This is a genomic window from Kribbella sp. NPDC056345 (assembly GCF_042262745.1).
Lineage (GTDB): Bacteria > Actinomycetota > Actinomycetes > Propionibacteriales > Kribbellaceae > Kribbella.
Genome location: NZ_JBHJQQ010000004.1, coordinates 770,484 through 793,221, shown reverse-complemented (window position 1 = coordinate 793,221; position 22,738 = coordinate 770,484). Strand labels below are relative to the sequence as shown.

Annotated in this window: 22 protein-coding genes; 7 read left to right on the top strand and 15 right to left on the bottom strand. The window is 68.2% G+C overall.

What is annotated here, in order from left to right:
- Nucleotides 1-33: 33 nt before the first annotated feature.
- On the top strand, nucleotides 34-666 hold the full coding sequence (locus tag ACFCV3_RS18675) for a dihydrofolate reductase family protein (protein ID WP_376031298.1): 633 nt from the start codon (nucleotides 34-36) through the stop codon (nucleotides 664-666).
- Here ACFCV3_RS18675 and ACFCV3_RS18670 read toward each other — a convergent pair.
- The 5 genes from ACFCV3_RS18670 to ACFCV3_RS18650 all read right to left on the bottom strand — a co-directional run bounded on the left by ACFCV3_RS18670 (nucleotide 663) and on the right by ACFCV3_RS18650 (nucleotide 4,627).
- Nucleotides 663-1,718, bottom strand: coding sequence for a biotin/lipoate A/B protein ligase family protein (locus ACFCV3_RS18670; RefSeq protein WP_376031296.1), 1,056 nt, complete (start codon nucleotides 1,716-1,718; stop codon nucleotides 663-665). The two genes, ACFCV3_RS18675 and ACFCV3_RS18670, sit on opposite strands and share 4 nt — an antisense overlap.
- Nucleotides 1,719-1,755: 37 nt before the next feature.
- Complete coding sequence (locus tag ACFCV3_RS18665) at nucleotides 1,756-2,337, bottom strand: adenylate kinase (protein WP_376031295.1); 582 nt, start codon at nucleotides 2,335-2,337, stop codon at nucleotides 1,756-1,758.
- A gap of 113 nt (nucleotides 2,338-2,450) precedes the next feature.
- Complete coding sequence (locus ACFCV3_RS18660; RefSeq protein WP_376031293.1) at nucleotides 2,451-2,813, bottom strand: YciI family protein; 363 nt, start codon at nucleotides 2,811-2,813, stop codon at nucleotides 2,451-2,453.
- Nucleotides 2,810-3,703: a hypothetical protein gene (locus tag ACFCV3_RS18655; RefSeq protein WP_376031291.1), complete on the bottom strand. Its 894-nt coding sequence runs from the start codon at nucleotides 3,701-3,703 to the stop codon at nucleotides 2,810-2,812. Before ACFCV3_RS18655 ends, ACFCV3_RS18660 begins: the two co-directional genes overlap by 4 nt.
- Nucleotides 3,704-3,775: 72 nt before the next feature.
- A complete protein-coding gene (locus ACFCV3_RS18650) occupies nucleotides 3,776-4,627 on the bottom strand; it encodes an SAM-dependent methyltransferase (protein WP_376031289.1) in 852 nt (283 codons plus the stop codon).
- Between the two features lie 193 nt (nucleotides 4,628-4,820).
- Between ACFCV3_RS18650 and ACFCV3_RS18645 the strand changes: the two genes are divergently transcribed.
- Both ACFCV3_RS18645 and ACFCV3_RS18640 read left to right on the top strand, forming a co-directional pair.
- Complete coding sequence (locus ACFCV3_RS18645; protein WP_376031287.1) at nucleotides 4,821-6,251, top strand: polysaccharide lyase 6 family protein; 1,431 nt, start codon at nucleotides 4,821-4,823, stop codon at nucleotides 6,249-6,251.
- 60 nt (nucleotides 6,252-6,311) lie between these two features.
- Complete coding sequence (locus tag ACFCV3_RS18640) at nucleotides 6,312-6,839, top strand: dihydrofolate reductase family protein (protein WP_376031285.1); 528 nt, start codon at nucleotides 6,312-6,314, stop codon at nucleotides 6,837-6,839.
- Here ACFCV3_RS18640 and ACFCV3_RS18635 read toward each other — a convergent pair.
- Nucleotides 6,836-7,129 carry a hypothetical protein gene (locus tag ACFCV3_RS18635; RefSeq protein WP_376031283.1) on the bottom strand — a complete coding sequence of 98 codons (294 nt, stop codon included), beginning with the start codon at nucleotides 7,127-7,129 and terminating at the stop codon, nucleotides 6,836-6,838. The genes ACFCV3_RS18640 and ACFCV3_RS18635 overlap by 4 nt on opposite strands.
- A gap of 60 nt (nucleotides 7,130-7,189) precedes the next feature.
- Between ACFCV3_RS18635 and ACFCV3_RS18630 the strand changes: the two genes are divergently transcribed.
- Nucleotides 7,190-7,720 carry a GNAT family N-acetyltransferase gene (locus ACFCV3_RS18630; RefSeq protein WP_376031281.1) on the top strand — a complete coding sequence of 177 codons (531 nt, stop codon included), beginning with the start codon at nucleotides 7,190-7,192 and terminating at the stop codon, nucleotides 7,718-7,720.
- Here ACFCV3_RS18630 and ACFCV3_RS18625 read toward each other — a convergent pair.
- On the bottom strand, nucleotides 7,705-8,466 hold the full coding sequence (locus tag ACFCV3_RS18625; protein ID WP_376031280.1) for a methyltransferase: 762 nt from the start codon (nucleotides 8,464-8,466) through the stop codon (nucleotides 7,705-7,707). The two genes, ACFCV3_RS18630 and ACFCV3_RS18625, sit on opposite strands and share 16 nt — an antisense overlap.
- Nucleotides 8,467-8,557: 91 nt before the next feature.
- On the opposite strand from ACFCV3_RS18625, the gene ACFCV3_RS18620 reads away from it, so the two are divergent.
- Nucleotides 8,558-10,558: a DUF4157 domain-containing protein gene (locus ACFCV3_RS18620; RefSeq protein ID WP_376031278.1), complete on the top strand. Its 2,001-nt coding sequence runs from the start codon at nucleotides 8,558-8,560 to the stop codon at nucleotides 10,556-10,558.
- Here ACFCV3_RS18620 and ACFCV3_RS18615 read toward each other — a convergent pair whose 3' ends face one another.
- Nucleotides 10,559-11,488 carry an SDR family oxidoreductase gene (locus tag ACFCV3_RS18615; protein WP_376031276.1) on the bottom strand — a complete coding sequence of 310 codons (930 nt, stop codon included), beginning with the start codon at nucleotides 11,486-11,488 and terminating at the stop codon, nucleotides 10,559-10,561.
- 94 nt (nucleotides 11,489-11,582) lie between these two features.
- Between ACFCV3_RS18615 and ACFCV3_RS18610 the strand changes: the two genes are divergently transcribed.
- Nucleotides 11,583-12,251 (top strand): TetR family transcriptional regulator, encoded by a 669-nt coding sequence (locus tag ACFCV3_RS18610; RefSeq protein ID WP_376031274.1) that lies wholly within the window; start codon nucleotides 11,583-11,585, stop codon nucleotides 12,249-12,251.
- Here the strand turns inward: ACFCV3_RS18610 and ACFCV3_RS18605 are convergent.
- Complete coding sequence (locus ACFCV3_RS18605; protein ID WP_376031273.1) at nucleotides 12,241-12,597, bottom strand: nuclear transport factor 2 family protein; 357 nt, start codon at nucleotides 12,595-12,597, stop codon at nucleotides 12,241-12,243. The genes ACFCV3_RS18610 and ACFCV3_RS18605 overlap by 11 nt on opposite strands.
- A 118-nt stretch (nucleotides 12,598-12,715) precedes the next feature.
- On the opposite strand from ACFCV3_RS18605, the gene ACFCV3_RS18600 reads away from it, so the two are divergent.
- The gene (locus ACFCV3_RS18600) at nucleotides 12,716-13,756 is read left to right on the top strand and encodes a LuxR C-terminal-related transcriptional regulator (RefSeq protein WP_376031271.1); all 1,041 of its coding nucleotides are present in this window, start codon (nucleotides 12,716-12,718) and stop codon (nucleotides 13,754-13,756) included.
- Here the strand turns inward: ACFCV3_RS18600 and ACFCV3_RS18595 are convergent.
- From ACFCV3_RS18595 to ACFCV3_RS18570, 6 genes are all read right to left on the bottom strand, one after another.
- Entirely contained in the window at nucleotides 13,744-14,583 is an 840-nt protein-coding gene (locus tag ACFCV3_RS18595) for an HAD family acid phosphatase (protein ID WP_376031270.1), read from the bottom strand. The genes ACFCV3_RS18600 and ACFCV3_RS18595 overlap by 13 nt on opposite strands.
- A gap of 62 nt (nucleotides 14,584-14,645) precedes the next feature.
- Complete coding sequence (locus ACFCV3_RS18590) at nucleotides 14,646-15,134, bottom strand: GNAT family N-acetyltransferase (protein ID WP_376031268.1); 489 nt, start codon at nucleotides 15,132-15,134, stop codon at nucleotides 14,646-14,648.
- Entirely contained in the window at nucleotides 15,131-18,736 is a 3,606-nt protein-coding gene (metH, locus tag ACFCV3_RS18585) for a methionine synthase (RefSeq protein WP_376031266.1), read from the bottom strand. The genes ACFCV3_RS18590 and metH overlap by 4 nt, the downstream gene beginning before the upstream one ends.
- Before the next feature lie 195 nt (nucleotides 18,737-18,931).
- Nucleotides 18,932-19,465: a TetR family transcriptional regulator gene (locus tag ACFCV3_RS18580; protein ID WP_376031264.1), complete on the bottom strand. Its 534-nt coding sequence runs from the start codon at nucleotides 19,463-19,465 to the stop codon at nucleotides 18,932-18,934.
- Nucleotides 19,462-20,796, bottom strand: coding sequence for an MFS transporter (locus ACFCV3_RS18575; protein ID WP_376031364.1), 1,335 nt, complete (start codon nucleotides 20,794-20,796; stop codon nucleotides 19,462-19,464). Before ACFCV3_RS18575 ends, ACFCV3_RS18580 begins: the two co-directional genes overlap by 4 nt.
- Before the next feature lie 208 nt (nucleotides 20,797-21,004).
- On the bottom strand, nucleotides 21,005-22,657 hold the full coding sequence (locus ACFCV3_RS18570) for a S1C family serine protease (protein ID WP_376031262.1): 1,653 nt from the start codon (nucleotides 22,655-22,657) through the stop codon (nucleotides 21,005-21,007).
- Nucleotides 22,658-22,738: the final 81 nt, after the last annotated feature.

The following is a 22,738-nucleotide window of genomic DNA, read 5'->3' as shown; positions in this document are numbered from 1 at the left end:
GTGTAAGCAAGAAACCCTCGGAAGGAGCAGGTCATGGGCAAGGTACGAGTTGCGAACTTCACGGTCAGCATCGACGGGTTCTCGTCCGGGCTGAACCAGCGGATGGACGAGCCGTTCGGCGACAACACCGAAGGGCTGCACGCCTGGTACGAATCCGCGATGGAGGAGCGGGACAGCGGCCGCGGTGGCCCCGGAGCCGACCAGCTGCGGCGGTTCCACGACCGGGCCGGAGCGACCATCATGGGCCGCAACATGTTCAGCCCGCACCGCGGCCCGTGGGCGGACGAGTCCTGGACGGGCTGGTGGGGCGACAACCCGCCGTACCATCACGACACCTTCGTTCTCACACACCACGACCGTCCGTCGGTGACGATGGAAGGCGGTACGACGTTCCACTTCACCAGCGACCCGATCGACGTCGTACTCGACCGGGCCAAGGACGCGGCCGGTGACCAGGACATCATCATCGGCGGTGGCGCGTCGACCGTTCGCCAGTACCTGCTGGCCGGTCTCATCGATGAGCTCGACCTCGGCGTCTCACCGATCCTGATCGGCTCGGGCGAGCGCCTGCTGACCGACGACGTCGCGGCCGCGCTGCGCGAGTTCCAGGTGGTCAAGAGTTACCCGATCGGCAACGCGGTCTTCTACAACCTCAGCCGGAGCTAGGGCACGCGGTTGAGCCACTCCTCGGTGCCGAACTTCGTTGCTACCAAGGCCTCGGCGCGGGCGACGGTGCCCGCGTCGATCGCGCCTTGCTGCAGGCCGTAGCGACTGTTGAACGAGGCAAGCATTCGGTCGATCACCTCGGTCCGCGCAAGGCCGGTCTGGCTGCGCAACGGGTCGACCCGCTTGTTGGCACTGGTGGTGCCCTTGTCGGACAGCTTCTCGCGCCCGATCCGCAGTACCTGCAGCATCTTCGTCGCGTCCATGTCGTAGGCCATCGTGACGTGATGCAGTACGGCGCCGCCCGCGAACCGCTTCTGCGCGGCGCCGGCGATCTTGCCGGCCGGTGACGTGATGTCGTTGATCGGCTGGTACGTCGCCGCGATGCCGAGGTCGTTGAGCGCACCGATCACCCAGTCGTCGAGGAACGCATACGACTCGACGAACGAGAGCCCGGAAACCAGGGACTCGGGGACGTAGAGCGAGTACGTGATCGTGTTCCCCGGTTCCACGAACATCGCGCCGCCGCCAGAGATCCGGCGTACCACTGTCACGTCGTTGCGAGCCGCGCCTTCGAGGTCGACCTCGTTGCGCACCGACTGGAAGCTGCCGATGATCACCGCATTGCGGTCCCACTCCCACACCCGCAAGGTCGGCGGCCGCTCCCCCGACCCCACCTCCTCGGTCAGCACCTCGTCCAGCGCCATCTGCAACGCCGGCTCCCGCGGCACGTCATGCACGAACTGCCACTCGTGATCATGCCAACCAGTCGCGCCCGTCAACGCCCGCCGTACGGCAACCGCAACCGCCTCCGGCGAGAACCCCACCATCTCGACGCCGTCCCCGAGCACCCCACGCACCCGAGCCGCTACCTGGGCAGCCGGCGTCACCACCGGCAACCCGGCCAGAGCTCCGTTGATCCGCTCCAGCGCGTCATCCGGCTCGAGGAAGAAGTCCCCACTCACCTGCGCACTCCGGACGTGGTCCCCGACCACTTCCAGATCCGCGACAACCAACTTCCCACCCGGCACCTTGTACTCACCATGCATACCCATCACAACCCACCTGCCCGATGGGTTGTTCCGGCAGGGTTCAGGTGGCGGGGGTGAAGGTGTAGGTGACTTCGAGGATGCGTTCGCGGACGGCGTCGATGTCACCGTTGCCGTCGATCTCGTGCACCAGGCCGCGACCGCCGTACAGGGTGATGAGCGGAAGCGTCTGCTCGGTGTACACCTCGAGGCGGCGCCGGATGACGTCCTCGGAATCGTCGGACCGGCCCTGGATCTCGGCTCGGCGCAGCAGGCGCTGCACGAGCGATTCGCGGTCGACGCGCAGCACGATGACTGCGGTCAGGTCGCGACCCTGAGCAGCGAGCAAGTCGTCCAGTACGGCGGCCTGGTCGAGAGTCCGCGGGTAGCCGTCCAGCAGGAAGCCGGAGCGGGCGTCCTCCTCGGCGAGCCGTTCGCGAACCATCGCGTTCGTCACCTCGTCCGGGACATAGGCCCCGGAGTCGACGTACTGCTGCGCGGTTCGGCCGAGCTCGCTCCCGGCGGCAACGTGTGCCCGGAAGATGTCGCCGGTGGAGATCGCCGGGACGGCGACCTCGCCGGCCAGCATCCCGGCGTGGGTGCCCTTGCCGGCACCGGGTGGGCCCATCAGGACGACAGTCGTCACTGCGTCGCCTCCTGACTCTCGGTAAGTTCGACCACTTTAGGTGAGTCGGCGGCGTTGCGGTACGGCGTACGTCACGTCCGGCCCGGTGCCGGAACGGGAATTAAATTACGGCCTCACATTGTTGCGCGGAGCTCGATGGTGTCGCCGGGGCCGGCGAAGCGCTCAGCGATGGCCTCGGCGCGCTCCTGGGAGTCCACGTCGATCAGGAAGAACCCGGCCAAATGCTCCTTCGCCTCCGCATACGGCCCGTCGGTGGCGACCTTGCTGTTCCGGTACAGCTTCGCGCCGTCGGCCGGGCCGAGCGCCTGCCCGGAGAGCAGTTCACCGGACTCCGAGAGCTCGGTCAGCATCTCCTCGAACTCCTTGCCCATCGCGGCCCGTTCGTCGGCCGGGATCGCGCGGCCGATCTCGGTGAAGTCGATGGTCGGGTGCCCCCACGGCTGCGGGTTGGAGTGGATCAGGATCACGTACTTCACGACATCCTCCTAGGTTGGGTACCCGCGACGTCGGCGCCGCCGATCAGCCCTCGACATTCTGCGCCAAGAACTTTCGCCAGCCCCGGGACCTCGGCCGCGCGCCGCGCCACCCCGGCCAGCAGATCGGCCACCTGCACCCGCGGATCCAGCCGCGAATCAACCTGCCGAACCCCGGCGAGCGGCGGCGGAGCCGGTACGACGGCCGTCGCGAGATACCCGGCCAGCCGGGCGACCCGATGCGGGGTCAGCGCACTCTGCTCATCGTGCACCACCCCCACCGACCGCTGCCCGGCACTCCAGAACAGCGCAGTCTCGGCCAGCGCCGGGACGAGCGGTTCCAGCGGCGGCGGAATCGCCGGATCGTCCTCGATCAACCGCAACAACGTCTCCTCGACCCTCCGCCGTGACAACCCCCGCAACTCCTCCGGCAGCAACCCGAAGAACCTGTCGATCGCCGCATGATCGAGCAGCCGCAACCGCTTCGTCCGAGTCAGCACCAGAAACGAGTCCAGGAACTCGGTCCGCGACCGCAGTACGCCGACGCTCGCCTCGAAATCCCGGCCCAGCCGGGTCCCATCGCCGTACGACGGCTCGCCCGTGAACAGCTCGAGCACCCGAGCCGCGACGTACGACGTCTTGTCGATGACATGCACGTGTGCCCGCCCACCGAGCGCGGACAGGAACCGCCTGAGCACCGGCCGCTGCTCGGGGCGGAGGAGGCGGTTCGACTTGTACTCCTTGGCGGTCCGCACCCGAACACCACCGAGAACCTCAGCCGCCTCCGCAACCGTCAGGTCGACCGACGCATGGGTGATCACCGGCGCGGCCGGGTCGAGCAGATTGGATCCGGAGAACCCGGATTCGTCACAAGCGATCTCGAGATCAGGCATCGGCGCCCAGCGATCGGTCAGCGGACAGGCATGCGCCCATCATCGATCGCGGCTACCCACCGCACCACCGAATTACGGTTTGCGGGCCAGGGCTCCGAGGATCAGGCGGGCGGCACCGGTGGGGCTGAGGTTCTGTTCGTCGGCGGGCCACCAGTGGGCCAGGTCGGTGATGCCGGGGGCGAGGACCTCGAGGTCGGCCAGGGACTCGGTGAGCTCTTCGAGGGTGCGGAAGCGCAGGCGCGGGAAGTACTCGCGGAACTTGGCCTCGATCGAGGTGGCGGCGTCGGCCAGGCGGCTGCCGTCGTTGGGGTTCATCGGGTGCGTGATGGCCACGAAGGAACCCGACGGGAACGGCGCCAGGTAGTCGGCGAGGAGCTGACGGAGCTGGTCGGTGCCGGGCAGGGTGTGCAGGGTCAGGCCGAAGATCAGCCCGACCGGGCGGTCCCGGTCGAGTGCGTCGACCACGGTCGGGTGCTCGAGGACCATCGCAGGGTCGAGGATGTCCGCGGCGGCGAAGAAGGTACGGCGGTAGTCCGCGAGCAGGGCCTGGCCGTGCGCGATCGCGGTCACGTCGTTGTCGACGTACACCGTCTTGGCGGACGGAGCGACGGCGAGCACCTCGTCGTGCAGGTTGCGCTCCGCCGGCAGACCGCAGCCGAGATCGAGGAACTGGCTGACGCCACCCGCGGCCATCCGGCCGATCGCGGCCGCGATCCAGCGCCGGTTCTCGGCCGCGAGCTGCGGGATCTCCGGCCCGACCTTGAGCAGCTCGGCGAAGACCTGCCGGTCGACCTCGAAGTTGTTCTTCCCGCCCAGCATCAGGTCGTAGATGCGGGCATCGGACGGGCGGCTCAGATCGAGCTCCGGCCCGACCCGGCGCGTGACGTCACCCTCCGGCATCGCCCCGACCACCTCGATCCACATCCGAAAAGACCACGTGGCCGGAAGGCTACCGCTCCCCCGGCCGGGGCTCCCAAACGGGGCGCACCGCGGAACTCCACTGTCGATTCTTCCGCTCCACGGGAGATTCCGGCAACCCCGACGGTAAGCGCTTGCCAAGCCTGCCACCACGACCACACACTGGCCGCCTCCACCGCCCCGAACCCCGGAGAACCTGATGCCACTAGGCCGCCGTACCTTCCTGACCGCCGCTCTCACGAGCACCGCCGTCGCCGTCACCGCGACCAGCTCGGCCCGGGCCAGTACCCGGGCCACCCAGGTCCGGACCGTCGACGAACTCCGGCGCGCGATCGCCGCCGCCCAGCCCGGAGCCGAGATCGTGCTCGCCGACGGGACGTACAACGTCACCGGCAGTCAGGGCATCCCGGTCCAGGGCCGCCGCGGTACGGCTGCCGCCCCGATCACCGTGCGAGCCGCCTCGACCGGTGGCGCGACCCTGACCGGCGATCGCGGGTTCGTGCTGAGCGATTCGGCGTACGTCGTGCTGAGCGGTTTCAAGCTGCGGCAGCGGACCACGCTCGACATCCCGACCACCTGCAAGAACATCCGGATCAGCCGCAACGACCTCCAGCTCGCGGATATCGAGGGTATGCACTGGGTCATGGTCCGCGGCGACAACACGGTCATCGAGCGCAACCACTTCCACGGCAAGTCGACGCTCGGCGTCTTCCTCGGCGTCGAAGGACCCGGTACGGCGGGGATGGCCCGCGGTGTCCGCATCGCCCGGAACTACTTCTCCGACCACACCTTCGCGGGTGACAACGGCGGTGAGCCGATCCGGCTCGGCCTCAGCGGCCGCTCGCTCAGCGACGCCGGTGCGATCGTCGAGGAGAACCTGTTCGAACGCGCGAACGGCGACCCGGAGGCGATCTCGGTCAAGTCCTCGGCGAACGTCATCCGCCACAACACCGTCCGGTCAAGTCTCGGCGGCATCGTGCTCCGGCACGGCAACAGGTCCCGGGTCGAAGGCAACTTCATTCTTGCCGGTAGCAATGGTATCCGGATCTACGGCAACGATCACCTGATCGTGAACAACTACGTCGAGCGGGTCAGCGGCTCCGGCATCGTGCTGGGCAGCGGCAACGTCCGCGACCACAAACCGGAGGACTCCGCGGAAAGCCGCCGGGGCAACGACGCACCGGACCGGGTGACGATCGCCCTCAACACAGTGCTGTCGGCCGGTACGGCGATCAGCGGCGAAACGCAGCGCACCCTGCCACCCCTGGGCTGCACGATCGCCGACAACCTGCTCGCCGGTGACTCCGGATCGCTGGTGTCGATGCCGTATCAGCAGGGCATCACCTGGTCGGGCAACCTGCTCTGGGGCGCAGCCGGCAACGGCAACATCCCGGCCTCCGGCTTCACCCGTAAGGATCCCAAGCTGGTCGCGGGCACCGACGGCGTACGGCGTCTCGGTGCGGGGAGCCCGGCCATCGACGCCGCGAGCCGCACCTACCCGTCGGTGACCCAGGACGTCGACGGTCACGCCCGCTCCGGTCGTGCCGATGTCGGCGCCGACGAGTACAGCAGCGCAACCCCGGTACGCCGTCCGCTCACCCCGGCCGACGTCGGTCCCGCCTCGCGATGAGTTTTCCCCTGCTCGCTCGTCTGCACGACTATGAACCAACGAGCGAGCAGGGAGAACTCCATGGCAAAGCTGCTGTACTCGGCGACGATGTCGGCCGACGGCTTCATCGCCGGACCGAACGGGGACATGCAGTGGATGCGCCCGTATCTCGGCCCGAACCCCGAGCTCGACGAGCTGATCCCGCGGATCGGATCCATCCTGGTCGGCCGACGGTCCCACGACGGCGACGACCCGCACAAGGGCGAACCCGGCGAGGGCGAGGCGTTCGGCGGCGGCTGGGAGGGCCCGCTCTTCGTGGTCACCCACCGCCTGCCGAAGACGCCGGAGCCCGGTGTCACGTACGTCGATCAGTTGCCCAAGGCAATTGCCGCCGCGAAGGCCGCGGCCGGGGACAAGTACGTGAACGTGATCGGCGCCGATATCGCCCGCCAGTGCATCGCGGCCGGTGAACTCGACGAGGTGCTGCTGATCGTCGCGCCGGTGTTCCTCGGCGACGGCACCCGCGTGTTCGCCGAGGAAGGCGGTCGCACGGTTCGGCTCCGGCGTCGTTCGGCAACCACGAATCTGTGGTTCGACGTCCTGCGCTAGAGCTCTCCGGCCGGTCGCATGATCGCCCGGATCTCGACGTACCGGCCCTCCAACCGGGCATCAGGCAGTAGCCGGGCCAGCTCGACCGCGCGCGCCGGGTGCTCGACGTCGATCACGTAGTACGCGTCGATGCCCCCGGGGCCGGCCCGATCGGGCACGGTCACGGTGAGCTGCTGGTGCGCCAGCAGCTCACCGCCGATCAGTTCACCGGCCTCGCGGGCGGCCTGCTCGAAGGCGGATCTGCGCAGGTCAGCGCGGGTTTCACCGTGCACGATCAACAGGAATCTCATCGGCATACTCCTCTCCTCAATGAGACGGAGCCGAGGGCCGTGGTTTGACATGATGACGGGATGTTCGTGCAGACCGAGCGGCTGACGCTGTGCCGCTTCACTCCCGGCGACGCGCCCGCCTTCGCGGCGTACCGGTCGGATCCCGAGGTTGCCCGCTACCAGTCCTGGGAGACGCCGGTCAGAGAGCCGGAGGCGCTCATCACGGTCACCGGCTTCGGCACCGGCGATCCGGATGCACCCGGCTGGTTCCAGTACGCCGTCGACCTGGACGGCGTACTGATCGGGGATCTCGGACTGCACCTGGACGAGAACCTGATGCAGGCCGAGCTCGGTTTCACGCTGGCACCGGCGTACCAGGGCAAGGGCTACGCGACCGAGGCCGTGCGCGGTCTGCTCGACCACCTGTTCACGGTGAAGAACCTGCACCGCGTCTCGGCCGAATGCGACGCCCGCAACACGTCATCCGCGCGACTGCTGGAGCGCCTCGGTTTCCAGCGTGAGGGGCTGCGCCGGTCGCACACCTGGATCAAGGGCGAGTGGACCGACGACCTCCTCTTCGGTCTACTCAGGAGCGACTACCTGGACGCCTGAGCCGCCCAGGCTCGCGCAGTCAGCCGGATCGACCCATCAGCCTCGATCGGCAATCGAGCTCTGATGTCCTCCCGTAACGCATCACGGTCCTCCTCGTCCAGCGTGCGCACGTATGCCGGTCCGACGCCCTGCCCACCGAGGAACGGCTGCCAGTAGTCGTCGAAGGACGCAAACTCCGTCGGTACGACGATCGCCCGGGTCTCGGTCGCCCCGAACCCGGCCTCGGCGAACAGCCCGGCCAGCCCCTCCGCCGTACAGAACGGGAAGCGCGGGCCCTCGTCGTACTCGCGATCCTGAGGGCGTAGCGCGACCACCGCATCCCAGAAGTACCGCATCAGCTGCATGCCCTCGGCGTAGTCCCACACGTAGACGGCGACGGTCGTGCCGAGTTCGCGCATCCGCCGGAGCGCTTGGACGCGCTCGGGGATGAAGTTCAGGACGAGGCCCGCCACCACAACGTCGTACGGGCCGTCCGGTAGGTCAGCGGCCGAGCGGACCTCGAAGCTCGCGCCCGGGACGGTCTGCCGCGCGTACCCGACGAAACCGGCCGACGGGTCGACACCGAGCACGGATGCCGGCTTCGCCGTCCGCAGGATCGTGCTCGTCAGCGCGCCCGTGCCGCAGCCGACATCCAGCCAGCGCAAGCCCTCCGGCTGGTCGAGCCAGCGAACGAACTCCTCGGCGACCACCCGGCTCCAGCGGCCCACATACGACTCGTAGATCTCGCCACTCGACCACTCGCTCATCTCCCCAGGGTGCAGTCTGCGATGCCCGTTTGTCTCTTACGAGGTACGTCGGCGCCCGGCTACCGTCGGTAGTCCGGGCGGAGGGGGTGCGATGCGGAAGGCGTCGGAGAAGGACGAGGAGCTCGACAGCAACCCCGTGGGCCACACCCACGAAACCGAATCGCTGACTCCGGAACAGTCCCGCATCCAGGACCTCGGCCGCCTGGCCGGCAACGCCGCCGTCGCCGGCGCGATGCTGAGCGCCCCTGAGTCGACCGTCCGCAGCCAGGTCGAAGGCGTCACCGGGTTCGACCTCTCCCCCACCACCATCCACCGCGACAGCACCCGCGCCGCCTCCGCCGGCGTACACGGCCTCACCGAAGGCCACGAAGTCCACCTGGCCCCAGGAATCTCCCCCGGCACACCCCACGGCGACCACGTGCTCGCCCACGAACTAGGCCACGTAGTCCAGCAAAGCACCGGCACCCCCGGCGGCCACGACTCCCTGGAAGCCGGAGCCGAATCCATCGCCCACTCCCGCACAACCGCTTCAGGCTCACTGGCCACCCTTCCCGCCCCGAAGCAACTCGCCGTCCAGCACTTCGACCCCCGCTACCACCGCACCTCGGTCGTCGACGGCCTGGCCGGCTCGGACTTCACTCCGGACGAGATCGGCCTGATCTACGCAGCCAACTGGGAGCGCGACCTCTCCCAGGCCCACCCGGCTCTCGGCAACGCGATCCTCGAGTGGAAGGCGGTCAAGCTCGCGGCCAAGGACGGCCGCCTCACCGACACCGAGATCACCGCGTTCCACAACGCCTGCCAGGCGATCGTCGACGCGGGCGTCGCCGATCCCGCCGGCCTGTTCGCAGGATCGGCGTACGGCGGTTACAAGTTCTACGAGCACATGGACAACCCGGCCGCGACCGCGGCCAACGACAAGATCGCCGATCTGGGCACCCTGGACACCGGTGGGTTGCCGCCACACATGTACATCTCCCGCGAGTACATCAAGGAAACTCTGTTCAACGCTGCCCGCCTCACGCACCCTGAGCTGGCCCGAGGACAGACCGCCGCGGCCGCGGATCACTCGAAGGCGATGCGTGCCGTCCTCGACAAGGACGCGCCGAAGGCCATGGTCGGCGGGCTGCCATCAGGCGCAGTGGCCGACGAAACCGCAGCCGAGGTACGACGTTCTGCCGGGCCCGGCGCCGGATCCGGCGCACTGCTCGATCCGGAGGCACTGGATCTCATCGGCCGCGCATCCCATGCCCTGGAGGACTTCTGGTCGCACTCGAACTTCGTCGAGATCGCGATCGACGAGGTCGAGTACAAGCTCGGCGGGCTGACCACCGCGACCTTCGGCGCGGACGACAGCATGCACGCGCTGTCGCACAAGATCCGTGGTGCCGCCGACGAGATCGACGCCGAAATGCCTTTGGTGGACAAGCTCGCCGGCCGCAGCAAGGCCGCCCCGCAGCCGGACCAGGTCCAGCTCGGCGACGAGTCCCCGGTGAAGCACGACAGCTTCCTCGACGACTTCAAGGGTGCGATCGACCAGGCCGGCGCCGTCATCAAGCGACTGCCCGGGGCGATGTACGACGGCGGCAAGCGCGGATTCGATCGCGGTGTGGGCCAGGCCGGCCTGTGGGAGCCTTTCACCGGTGCGGCCAAGGGCGCCCTGGTGGGCGGTCTGGGCAGCGCGCTCGGCAGCCGCGCCGGCGTACTGGCCTTGCGGACCGCTGCTGAGAAGCTCGACGAGGACATCGAGAAGAAGCAGGTCGAGTTCGGCGACCGGAAGGCGCACGGACTGCTCGCCAAGGACCAGCCCGGCCACGAGCACGACGCCTTCGGTGAGCTCAAGACGGTCAAGTTCGAGTTCGCGCACGCGCTGTCGGTGGCCGCCGACCGCGCGGTCACCGGCAAGATGAAGGCCGTGATCAACTCACCGGACGCGGCGGTCGCCGATGAGCGCCTGAAGGAGATCTACGACACCCTCGACAAGCTGATCGCCAATCCCTCGAAGGAGCATCCGCTTGCCGAGGTGATCACGGCCTACCGCGAGCGCGCCGTCGCCGCACTCAAGGCGTACAAGGCAGGACCGCAGAAGTAGTCAGCTGACCCGAGCCGGCAGGTGGACGCCGGTGAGGGATTCGGCGAGCGACCAGAGGCGGGCGTTGTCGGCTTCGTTGCGGGAGCGCTTCGGGGCCTTGGCCAGCTCGGTCGGGCCGACGAGGTGGAACCTGCCGCCGGGGCCGTAGTACGCGCCTTGCTGCGCCTCGGGGCTGGCGGCGGCGAACAGCAGGGGTTCGGTGCCTTCGGGAGCTGCTTGCGAGGGGATGAGCGGGGTGAGGATGCGGTTGATCAGGGGTTCCCGCGAACTGCTCTTCCCGAGGGTGGCACCGGCGGTCTGCAGGTTGGTACGGGTGAAGCCGGGGTGCGCGGCGACGCTCAGCAGGTTCCAGTTGCGGTCTGCTGCGAGCTTGGCCAGGTGGTTGCTCATCATCAGGTCGGCGAGCTTCGACTGTGCGTACGCCCGGAAGGCGCTGTAGCCCTGCTCCCAGTTCGGGTCGTCCCAGCGGATCCGGCCGTAGTACGCCGTACCGCTGCTCATCGTGACGACGCGCGGCGCGGGCGCGGTCAGCACCAGCGGCAGCAGGCGGATCGTCAGCGCGAACGGGCCGAGGAAGTTCGAACCGAACTGCAACTCGAAGCCATCGGCAGTACCGAACCGCTTCGGCGGGTGCATGACGCCGGCGTTGTTGACCAGCAGGTCGAGGTGTGGCTCGTCGGCGGTCAGGCCGTCGGCGAACTCCCGGACCGAGGCCAGGTCGGCCAGGTCGACGCGCCGCACCTCCAGCTGGGCATGGGGAACCTCGGCGAGGATCTCGGCCCGGGCGGCCTCGCCCTTGGCGACGGTCCGGACCGCCATCACGACCCGGGCACCGGCCGCGGCCAGGCGCTTGGTGGCTTCCTTGCCGGTACCGCTGTTGGCACCGGTGACGACGGCGAGCTTGCCGGTCTGGTCCGGGACGACGTACATCGGATCCTCCATAAGAGACTGGTGGTCTGTTATGAGTGACGTTATCAGACCGCTGGTCCGATAACAACAGACCGTTGGTCTGTAGGATGTGAGCGTGACGACCTTCCAGCGCGCCCGCAGCGAGGAACAGCGGGCGGTCCGGCGGCAGGCGATCCTGACCACGGCCGCTGAGATGCTGACCGAGATGCCGGTCAGCGAAGTCAGCCTGAACGAGCTGAGCCGCCGCGTCGGCCTGGCCAAGTCGAACGTGCTCAAGTACTTCGACTCCCGCGAGGGCGTGCTGCTCGAGCTGTCCGCGATCGAGCTGTCGGCCTGGGTGGACGACCTGGCGGCCGGGCTCGCCGCGATGCCGTCGTCCACGCCGCTCGCCGAGCGCGCCGCGGCGCTGGTCGAGGTGATCGTGCAGACCTTCGGCGCACGGCCGGTGCTCTGCGACCTGCTCAGCAGTCAGGCATCGGTGCTGGAGCGCAACATCTCGGCCGAGACGGCGCTGGCCTTCAAGCGCTCCGCGGCGCGGGGCTACGAGCGAATGATCGAGCTGGTCACCATCGCGCTGCCCGAGATCGGGCGTGAGGGCGCGATGCGGTTCATCCCACCGGCGAGCATGCTGGCCGGGGCGGTCTGGACCCATGCCCATCCCACCCCGGCCTTGCTGGCCGCGTTCGACGCCGACCCCTCCCTGGCGCCCCTGCGGATGGAGTTCGAACCGACCCTGCGCGAGCAGCTGACCACGCTGCTGACCGGGGTTCTCCCTAGGGCGTGAACACGGGAGTGAGGTCGGCGAAGACCTGGTAGCTGGTGATCAGGCCGGCCTCGTCGACGTCCCAGATGCTGAGCGCCGGGAGTGTGACCTCCTGGCCGTCAAGCCGCGTGTAGGTCACGTCGGTCTCGGCGAGTGTGGTCGCCCCGACCGTCCAGATCCGATTGATGTGATGCTCGGTCCGCCGGACCATCGTGAAGAACGCCGCGTTACCGGCCAGAATCGCCTCCACCCCGACGAACGGCTCCTGGTTGCCGAACACGAACGTGGACTTCTCGGCGAGCATCGCGGCGAACGCGTCGAAGTCCTGCGTGTCGACGGCACGGAAGACGGTGGTTGCTTCAGGCATTGATTCCCCCAAGGAAGACGAAGTACGAACGCCGTTACGCTAACCACCCGCCGCGCCGGGCGGCCATGCCACATTTAGGGGATATCGCGACCGCCTGGGCCTGTGTGACCATCGAGAGGTGAACCACGCTGCCCACTTCCGCGCCTACGACCGGGTGGTCTCGCTGGCGGCGGCGAAGCTGCCACTGGCCGACCTCTTCGACGAGGCCCAGCAGGTCCTGCGCCGCGCGCTGCCGCGGGACAGCAGCTGCTGGCATGCGATGGATCCGAGCACCCTGATCGAGACCCGGTACTCGGCCGAGAGGATGCCGGCGCCGACCGCGGGGATCGCCGAGATCGCTTACCTGCATGACGATTACAACTCGTTCAGTTCCTTGTTCAAGGCACCCCGGCACGCCGGGATCCTGAGCGAGGCGACCGGTGGCGAACTACGCAAGAGCAGCCGGTACGTCGCCCTGCTGGAACCGGTCGGGATGACCGGCGAACTGCGGACGGCGTTCGTCGTGGACGGTGTGCCCTGGGGCTGCGTCTCGTTCTTCCGGCAGGGCGACTTCACCCCGGAGGAACGCGACTTCGCCAACGTGATCGCGCCGTTGCTGGGATTGTCCTTCCGGGCAGCAGGTGTGCACGCCCGGGCAGCCGGACCGGGTGCAGATCTGTGGCCCGGCGTACTGGTGTTCGATGGCGACCGCCGCGTCGAGTCGCACACACCGTCGACCGCCCGCTGGCTCGAGGAGTTCGGGTTCGAGGGATCGGTGACGGCTGACCTGCTGCCGTACGAGGTGGTCTCGATCGTCGAGCGCGTGCGCCTCACCGGCCAGGAGGCGACCGCGCGGATGCTGGGCGAATCCGGTCAGTGGATCCAGGTCCACGCGGCCCCGGCGACGGCGGCGACCGCCTGGGACCAGCGCGTGGCAGTGGTCCTGCAGGCGGCCGCCGTACCGTCGATCGCACCGCTCATCTCGGCCGCCTATGGGCTGACCCCGCGCGAGCGCGAGCTGACCGAACTGGTCCTGCAGGGCAACGACACCCGCGAGATCGCCGGGCGCCTGCACCTGTCCCCGCACACCGTGCAGAGTCACCTGAAGTCGATCTTCGCCAAGGTCGGCGTCCGGAGCCGTCGCGAGCTGGTCGGCCGGATCAGTGCTCAGGGCAAGTAGTAGTTCGGGTTCGGCAGCTTGAACGTGCGGTCGGCGTAACCACCCTTGAGGTCGGAGTACTGGTCGCCGAAGTTCGCGACGATGTCGTAGCCCAGCGACTCGATGTGCGCCCGGGTGGCCGACTTGTAATGAATCGTCGTACAGGCACCGTTCGGGTCCGCCGCACACGCCTTCTTCAGGTACGCCGGGTAGTCCGCCACCGCGGGCTTCGTGAACAGACCGTCCTCACCGTTCGGCAAGCTGGTCGGCTTCGGATAGCCGGCATCGATCCCGACCCCGTCCGCCGTCAGGTTGCCCAACGTCGCCTGCTCCTGCGCAGCGCCGCGTCCGGTCAGGAAGAAGACCGCATCCCCCTCCCGTTCTGCCGTCTTCACCAGCTCGACCATCCCCGGTACGGCGGGAAACTTCTGCCCCAGCACGTAATCCGCGTTGGTCTCCGGGTTGTACGCCCAGTTGCTGGCGATCTCGTAGTTCCACGTGGCCAGCGAGGTGTCGTCGACGTCCAGCAGAATCGCCTTGGTCCTGGACGTGTGATGCTGCGCCGAGATCCAGCGCTGCCCCGCCTTGGCCACTGACGAGGCCTCGCGGGCATAGTTGCTGTCGGCACCGAAGTTCCCGGTGCCCAGCGGATCCCCGTAGTAGTTCCGCAGCTGCTGCCGCAACACGTCGATGTTCGTCACGTTGCGCTCACTGTGCGGCGTCGACGTCTGAATGGCCGGCTGTTGCGCCGTCACCCCGGCCGAGTACGCGACCCCACCGACCACCGACGTCAACGCGACCGCCGCCGTACCGACGGCAACCATCCGCCGCGAGATGCGGATACCCATGATGACCTCTCCCAGAACGAGTTTGGCTTGCTTCAGCAACCTAAACCCGTCTGGGCCGCGACTCAGCTGACAGATGTCACGGCTTTGACGTAGCGATGGCACGGGATCGGGAGAGTGCCGCGCTCGACTGACGCTGGGTAGTCGAAGGGACCACCGTCCGTCCACCCGCAGCGCTCGTAGAACCTGCGTGCCCGCGCATTACCCGTCGCGACCGCCAGCCAGGCCTCGTCCCGTCCGTTGGCCGCCACCTGGCGCTCGGCCTCGGCGAGCAGGATGCCGGCCACGCCCGAACCGCGGTGGTCCCGGGAGACGTAGACCTGCTCCACCTCGTCGTCGACGACCATCACGAACCCGGCGACGTCGTCTCTCACGACTGCGACGGTGGTGTCGCCGATGCGGTCCGCGGCGCGGGTCCAGAAGGACTCCTTGGTGCGGATGGCGACCAGCTCCTCGGGGACGTGGCCGAGGTGGCCGTCGGCCCAACCGCTGTGCCAGATGGACGCGATGGCGTCGGAGTCAGCAGCAACGGCTGGGCGCACGGTCACGGTCATGCCGGGTCGTACGCGAGGTTCGGGCGGAGCCAGCGCTCGATTTCCTCCACGGTCTCGCCGCGGCGGCGGGCGTAGTCCTCGATCTGGTCTTTGCCCAGGCGGCCGACGCTGAAGTAGCGGGCGGCCGGGTTCTGGAAGATGAGACCGGAGACCGCGGCCGCCGGTGTCATCGCGAAGGACTCGGTCAGCGCCAGCCCGAGCTTGTCGGCCTCGAGCAGGTCGAACAGCTCCTGCTTCTCGCTGTGGTCCGGGCTCGCCGGGTAGCCGAGCGCCGGCCGGATCCCGCGGAACCGCTCCGCGTGCAGATCCTCCAGCAGCGGCTCCGCATCCGGCTCGAACCAGGCCTTCCGCGCCTCCAGGTGGATCCACTCGGCGAACGCCTCGGCAAGCCGGTCGGCCAGGGCCTTCACCATGATCGCGCGGTAGTCGTCGTTCTTCTCCTCGTACTTCGCCGCCAGCTGCTCGGCGCCGTGGATCGCCACCCCGAACCCACCGAGGTAGTCACCAGCAGGCGCGACATAGTCGGCCAGACACCGGTTGTGCCGGCCGGCCGGCTTCTCCGTCTGCTGCCGCAGCATCGGGAACGAGACGTCGAGACCGTCCAGCAGGATGTCGTCACCCTCGCTGTGCGCCGGCCAGAACCCGTAGGCACCTTCGGCCTTGAAGGAACCTCCTGCAACGATCTCGTCGAGCAACGTGTTCGCGTCGTCGAAGAGCTCGCGCGCCACCGGCTGATCCAGGATCGCCGGGTACTTTCCCTTCAATTCCCAAGCCAGGAAGAGGAACTGCCAGTCGACCATCGCCCGCAGCGTCTCGATATCCGGGGACACCCGGCGCAATCCCGTGAACGACGGGACCGGCGGCGTACCGTGCTCGACCGGTTCGAAGTTCGCGCGAGCCTGCTCAAGGGTCAGCAGTGGCGCGCGTTGCTTGTTGGCGTGCTGCTCACGCAGCCGCTCCTGGTCCGCAGCGTTGCTGATGGCAAGCGCTTCGGCCCGGTCGTCGTCGAGCAGATCCGACACCACGCCAACCACGCGAGACGCGTCCAGGACATGCACGGTGGTCTTCTCGTACGCCGGAGCGATGCGAACCGCAGTGTGTTGTTTCGACGTGGTCGCGCCACCGATCAGCAGCGGCAGCTTGAGTCCGCGGCGCTGCATCTCACTGGCCACCGCAACCATCTCGTCCAGCGACGGAGTGATCAGACCGGACAGCCCAACCGCATCGGCGCCCTCGGCAACAGCCGTGTCGAGAATCTTTGCCGCGGGCACCATCACACCGAGGTCGATGACCTCGTAGTTGTTGCAACCCAGCACCACACCCACGATGTTCTTGCCGATGTCATGGACATCGCCCTTGACCGTCGCCAGCACCACCTTGCCCTGACCACGGACGGCCTCGGCGCGACCCTCCTGCCGGGCCAGCTCCTTCTCCGCCTCCATGTACGGCTCGAGGTAGGCGACAGAACGCTTCATCACCCGCGCGCTCTTCACCACCTGTGGCAGGAACATCTTGCCGGCGCCGAACAGATCGCCGACCACCTTCATGCCGTCCATCAGCGGGCCCTCGATCACCTCGAGCGGCCGCGGCAACTTCTGCCGGCACTCCTCGGTATCGGCCTCGATGAAGTCGACGATCCCGTGCACGAGCGCGTGCGACAGCCGCGACTCGACCGTGCCCTCGCGCCAGCTCAGGTCGACCTCGCGCTGGGTGCCCTTGCCCTTCACGTTCTCGGCGAAGGCGACCAGGCGGTCGGTCGCATCCTCGCGACGGTTGAAGATGACGTCCTCGACGAGCTCCAGCAGGTCCTTCGGGATGTCCTCGTAGACCGCCAGCTGGCCGGCGTTCACGATTCCCATGTCCAGGCCGACCTTGCCCGCGTGGTACAGGAACGAGGAGTGCATCGCCTCGCGGACGATGTCGTTGCCCCGGAACGAGAACGACAGGTTCGAGATCCCGCCGCTGATGTGCACGCCCGGACAACGTTCCTTGATCAGCGGCAGCGCCTCGATGAAGTTCAGTGCATAGCCGTTGTGCTCGGACATACCGGTCGCGACGGCCAGCACGTTCGGGTCGAAGATGATGTCCTCGGCCGGGAACCCGATCCCGGTCAGCAGGTCGTACGCACGGCCGCAGATCGCCACCTTGCGCTCGACAGTGTCCGCCTGGCCCTGCTCGTCGAAGGCCATCACGACGGCACCCGCGCCGTACGACATGATCCGGCGGGCTCGGTCGAGGAACTCCTCCTCGCCCTCCTTCAGGCTGATCGAGTTGACCACGCCCTTGCCCTGCACGCATTTCAGGCCGGCCTCGAGCACGGACCACTTCGAACTGTCGATCATGATCGGGATCCGGGCCACCTCGGGCTCGGTCGCGATCAGGTTCAGGAACGTGGTCATCGCCTGCTCGGAGTCCAGCAGGTCGGCGTCCATGTTGACGTCCAGCAGGTTCGCGCCACCGCGGACCTGCTCCAGCGCCACGTCGACCGCGGCCTGGTGGTTGTCGCTCTCGATCAGCCGGCGGAACCGGGCCGACCCGGTCACGTTGGTCCGCTCACCGATCATCACGAAGCCGGTGTCGGCACTGATCTTGAACGGCTCGAGGCCGGAGAAGCGAGTCGTGTGATCGGTCGGTACGACGGGCCGCGGCGGCAGGCCCTTGACCGCGGTCGCGATCTGGGCGATGTGCGCCGGGGTCGTCCCGCAACATCCGCCGACGATGTTCACCAGGCCGGACTCGGCGAACTCGTGCAGCAACGCGGCCGTCTGGTCCGGAGTCTCGTCGTACCCACCGAAGGCATTCGGCAGACCCGCGTTCGGGTGCGCCGCGACGAACGTGTCGGAGAAGCGGGCCAGATCGGCGACATGCGGACGTGCCTCTGCCGCGCCGAGCGCGCAGTTGACGCCGACCACGAGCGGCTCGGCGTGCTCGACCGAGCTCCCGAACGCCTCGACGGTCTGCCCGGACAGCGTGCGGCCGGACAGGTCGACGATCGTCACTGAGATCCACAGCGGCAACTGCGGCGCGACCTCGCGGGCAGCTGCGATCGCCGCCTTGCAGTTCAGGGTGTCGAAGATCGTCTCGATCAGCAGCAGGTCGACGCCGCCCTCGGCCAGCGCTGCGATCTGCTCGGCGTACGTCGCTTTGACCTGCTCGAAGGTGACCGCCCGGTACGACGGGTCGTCCACCTTGGGGGACAACGACAGCGTCACGTTCAGCGGGCCGATCGACCCTGCGACGAACCGGTCACCGAACTCGTCGGCCGCCTGCCGGGCGAGCTGCGCGCCGCGCACGTTCATCTCGTGGACGTACGCCTCCAAGCCGTAGTCGGCCTGCGCGATGCTCGTCGCGGTGAAGGTGTTCGTGGTGGTGATGTCGGCACCGGCCGCGAGGTACTGCCGATGGACATCGAGAATGAGGTCCGGGCGGGTCAGAATCAGCAGGTCTGGATCCCCGGTGACGTCATGCGTGTGATCGCGGAAGCGGTCACCCTGATAGTCCGCCGTGGTCAGCTCGGCGCCCTGCAGCATCGTGCCCCAGGCACCGTCGAGAACCGCCACCCGCTCGGACAGGAGCTTCCTCAGCCGGGTCTCACTACTCATCCGTCGCGCCACCTCCAGATTCGCTCCGGAGGCGCCCTTGCAACAGTGCCTCCACAGTTGAGGCCCCGCCCGAGCGTGGCGGACCAATCGTCCGTTGCAGCGCCTCTCGAGCCGGTCGCACCATGCTAGCGGCGCTGCTCGCGGATGGCGGCCTCGATGTCCAACGTACGAGACGGTAGTTCACATTTCGAACTACTACCGGATCAGTGACTGGATCCCCGGTGCATACAGGTTCACGATCTCGTCGGCGTCCGCGGTGGCGGCCGGGCCGGTCTTCTCGATCGCCATCGCGGCACTGAGGCCGAGCAGCTGGGCGGTGATCAGCTCCGCCCGGAGGTCGGCGTCCGGGCCGGTCAGGCGGTTCGCGAAGGCGCGCGTCACCTGGTCGTGGAAGTGCTCACGAATCAGCGCACGCTCGTCACCGCCACCGGCTGCGAAGATCACCCGGATCAGCAGATCCAGACCGTGATCACGGCGATAAGTGACCAGTGTCCGGACGGCATGCGCACCGAGCTCGGCATCCGGCGCGGCCAGCAACAACTCCGCGGCCTCGCTGAAATCCGCGACCCGCTCGAAAAGCGCTTCCTTGCTACCGAAGTGCTTCACGATCAGGGCCGCGCTCACGTTCGCCTCACTGGCGATCCCGCGCAACGTCACCGCGGCGTACGGCTGCAGGGCGAACGCACGCCGGGCGGCCCGGAGGATCGCCGTACGGCCTGGGTCGATCACGACGCACGCACCGGCTCGCGGCCCGGGATCAACGCGACCAGCGCGGCCGCGACCGCCGCAGCAAGACCGGCAATCACGAACACGATCAGGTACGCCGACAGGGACGGGGCGACGCGGTCGCCGTTCGACACGGTCACAGTGGTCAGCACGGTCGCCACGATCGCACTGCAGATCGCGGTCCCGACCGTGCGCATCAGGGTGTTGAGGCCGTTGGCCGCCGCCGTCTCGGTCACGGGCACAGCATGCATGATCAGAGCCGGGAGTGCCGAATACGCGATCGCCGTACCGGCCGCGACCACAGTCGCCCCGACCACGATTCCGGCGATCGAATGGCTGGTGAAGAAGCGGACGACGTACCCGGCAGCCATCAGCACCGACGCGATCGCCAGCGAGAACCGCGGACCTCTTGAGTTCGAGATGCGTGCGGAGAGCGGCGACAGGAGCACCATCGCGACCCCGCCCGGCAACAGGCACAGGCCGCTCACGACGATCGATGCCCCGAGCCCGTATCCGGTCCAGGTCGGCTCCTGCACAAGCTGCGCGGTCGACAACGAGTTGGCGTAGAAGGCGAAGCCGATCAGGAGCGCGCAGAGGTTGGTGAACAGAACGGCCGGCCGGGCCGAGACTCGTAGATCGACCAGTGGACTGAGGGTTCTGAGTTCGTACCAACCCCACACCGGTACGACGGCGATGGCGCCGAGGGCGAGCGCGATCGTCGGGCCGGTGCCCCACGCACTGGCCTTCGAGACCGCGAGTAGTAGGCAGACGAGGAACGTCGCGAGTCCGAGCGCACCGAGTACGTCGAAGCGGCCGCTGGTCCGCACCACGGACTCGGGAACGACCAGCAGCACCAAGACGATGTCGAGCACGCCGAGGCCGACGCAGATCCAGAACATCGTGTGCCAGTTCCAGTACTCGACCACCAGCGTCGCGGCCGGGATCCCGAACGCGGCCCCGACACCGAGCGTCGAACTCATCACCGCGATCGCCGGAATCACCCGCCGCGGCGGAAGCTCATCCCGCAAGATGCTGATCCCGAGCGGCACCACCGCGATCGCGGCCCCCTGAAACGCCCGCCCGACGATCAGCACCGCCAGCTCCGAACTCAACGCACAGAACAACGACCCGGCCACCATCGAGCTCAACGCGACCAGCAACACCCGCCGCTTGCCGTACATGTCCCCGGCCCGCCCGAGCAACGGCGTGAACACCGCCCCCGCCAGCAGCGTCACCGTCAACACCCAACTCACATCAGCCGCCGACCGCCCCGTAATCCCACCCAACGCCGGCAACAACGGCACCACAATCGTCTGGCTGACCGAAACCAGCACCCCACAAGACCCCAAAACCCCCAGCACCGCCCGAGCCCTCACACCCCCACAGTAAACACCCGTTCACCACCCCGCCCCTCCATTCCACCCACCGGACCGGGACGCACACGAAAGCGGGCCCGGGCGTCTCGGGGGAGGGAGAGACGCGCCGGGCCCGGTGCGGGTCGCGAGCGAGGGGGTGCGCCGGCGACCCGGATTTGGGGGTTGGTCAGCGGACTGGGCCGGTGATCAGTTCGATGGTGGCTTTGTGGGTCTGGCCTTGCTGGTCGGTCCAGGTGACCTCGACCTTGTCGCCGGGGTGGTGCTGGTCGAGGAGCTCGGACAGGGTCTCGGGGGAGGTGACGGGCTTGCCGTCGAAGGAGGTGATGACGTCGCCGGCGGTGATACCGGCCTCGTCGGCCTTGCCTTGCGGGATCACGTCCTGGATCGCGGCGCCCTGGACACCGGCGTTCGGGATGATCGAGACACCGAGCAGCGGGTCGGCGCCGATGTGGATGTCCGCGGACTCCTGGCCGGACCGGATCTTCTTGGCGATGTCCATCGCCTGGTTGATCGGGATCGCGTAGCCCTGGGCGCCGGTAGCGTTACCGCCCTGTCCCTGACCACCCTGCCCCTGACCACCGTTGCCCTGACCGCCGTAGCCTTGGCCGCCGTTCCCTTGGCCGCCATAGCCTTGGCCGCCGTTCCACTGGCCGCCGTCGCCTTGGCTGTTGCCGGGGTCGCCGTACGGGTTCTGCGGGAAGCCCTGTCCGTCGCCGAAGCCGGGGGCGTACGGGTCGCCGTCGGCGGCTAGTTGGGGGTTGGGCTTGGTGTTGGTGGTTGCGGAGGTCTGGCCGGGGTTGCCCTGGCCACCGTTGCCGCCGTTGTTGCCGGCGGTGTCGACGCCGATCACCTCACCGTTGGCGTTCGCGAGCGGGCCGCCGGACTGGCCGGCTTGGATGTTCGCGTCGGTCTGGAGGAGGTTCTTCAGGTTCTCCGGGTCCTGGCCGTTCTGGTCGGTCGCGGTGATCGCCTGGTTCAGCGCGGTGATCTTGCCGGCCGCGTACGTCGGCGTACCGCCCTTCCCACCCGCGTTCCCGATGCCGACCACCTGGTCGCCGACCTTCACGTTGTCGGAGTTCCCGAGCTTCGCGGTCTCCAGGCCCGAGGCGTCCTTCAGCTTCAGTACGGCGATGTCGTGGTCCTCGTCGTACCCGACCACAGTCGCCACGTACGTCTTCCCGTTGCCCACGTTGGTGACCGTGATCGACGTCGCGCCCTCGATGACGTGGTGGTTGGTCAGGATCACGCCGTCCGAGGTCAGCACGATCCCGGTACCGGCGGCCTTGGCGTTCTCCAGACCCAGCACGGTGTTGATGTTCACCAGACCGGGCGACACCTTCGACGCGACCGCGGCCGGGTCGAACTGCGTCTGCGACAGCTGCGAACCGTGGGTCCCGCCGACCTGCTGATCGATGCCCCAGGCAACTGATCCGGCAACCAGCAGGGCGGCGATGCTCAGCGCACCGGCGGCGAGCAGCCGGCGCTTCTTCCGCGGCGGCTTGGCCGGACCGGAAGCGATGACCTGGCCGGGCACCGGCGGATAACCGCCGCCGCCGTGCCAGCCGCCGTACGGCGCCGGCACCTGTGCCTGCTGCGGATGCTGCACCGGCTGCGGGTACGGCGGACTCTGAACAGGTGCCCCCGGCAACTGCCAGCCCGGATTCTGCCAGCCCTGCTGCTGAACAGGCTGCTGGTGCTGCGGCCCGGGCGGAAGCGGGATCGCCGCCCGCGGACTCTCACCCTCAGCCCGCGGAGCATTCAACTCGGGCCGTGGCCCCTGCGCCTGCTGGTCGTCCTGCTGTCCTGCACCGTCGCTCATTGCCGTTGCCCTCCTCAGCCCAGTTCCTTCTGGTACGAGTAGAGCTCGCGGATCTGAGAACAGACTCGGGCCAACCAATGA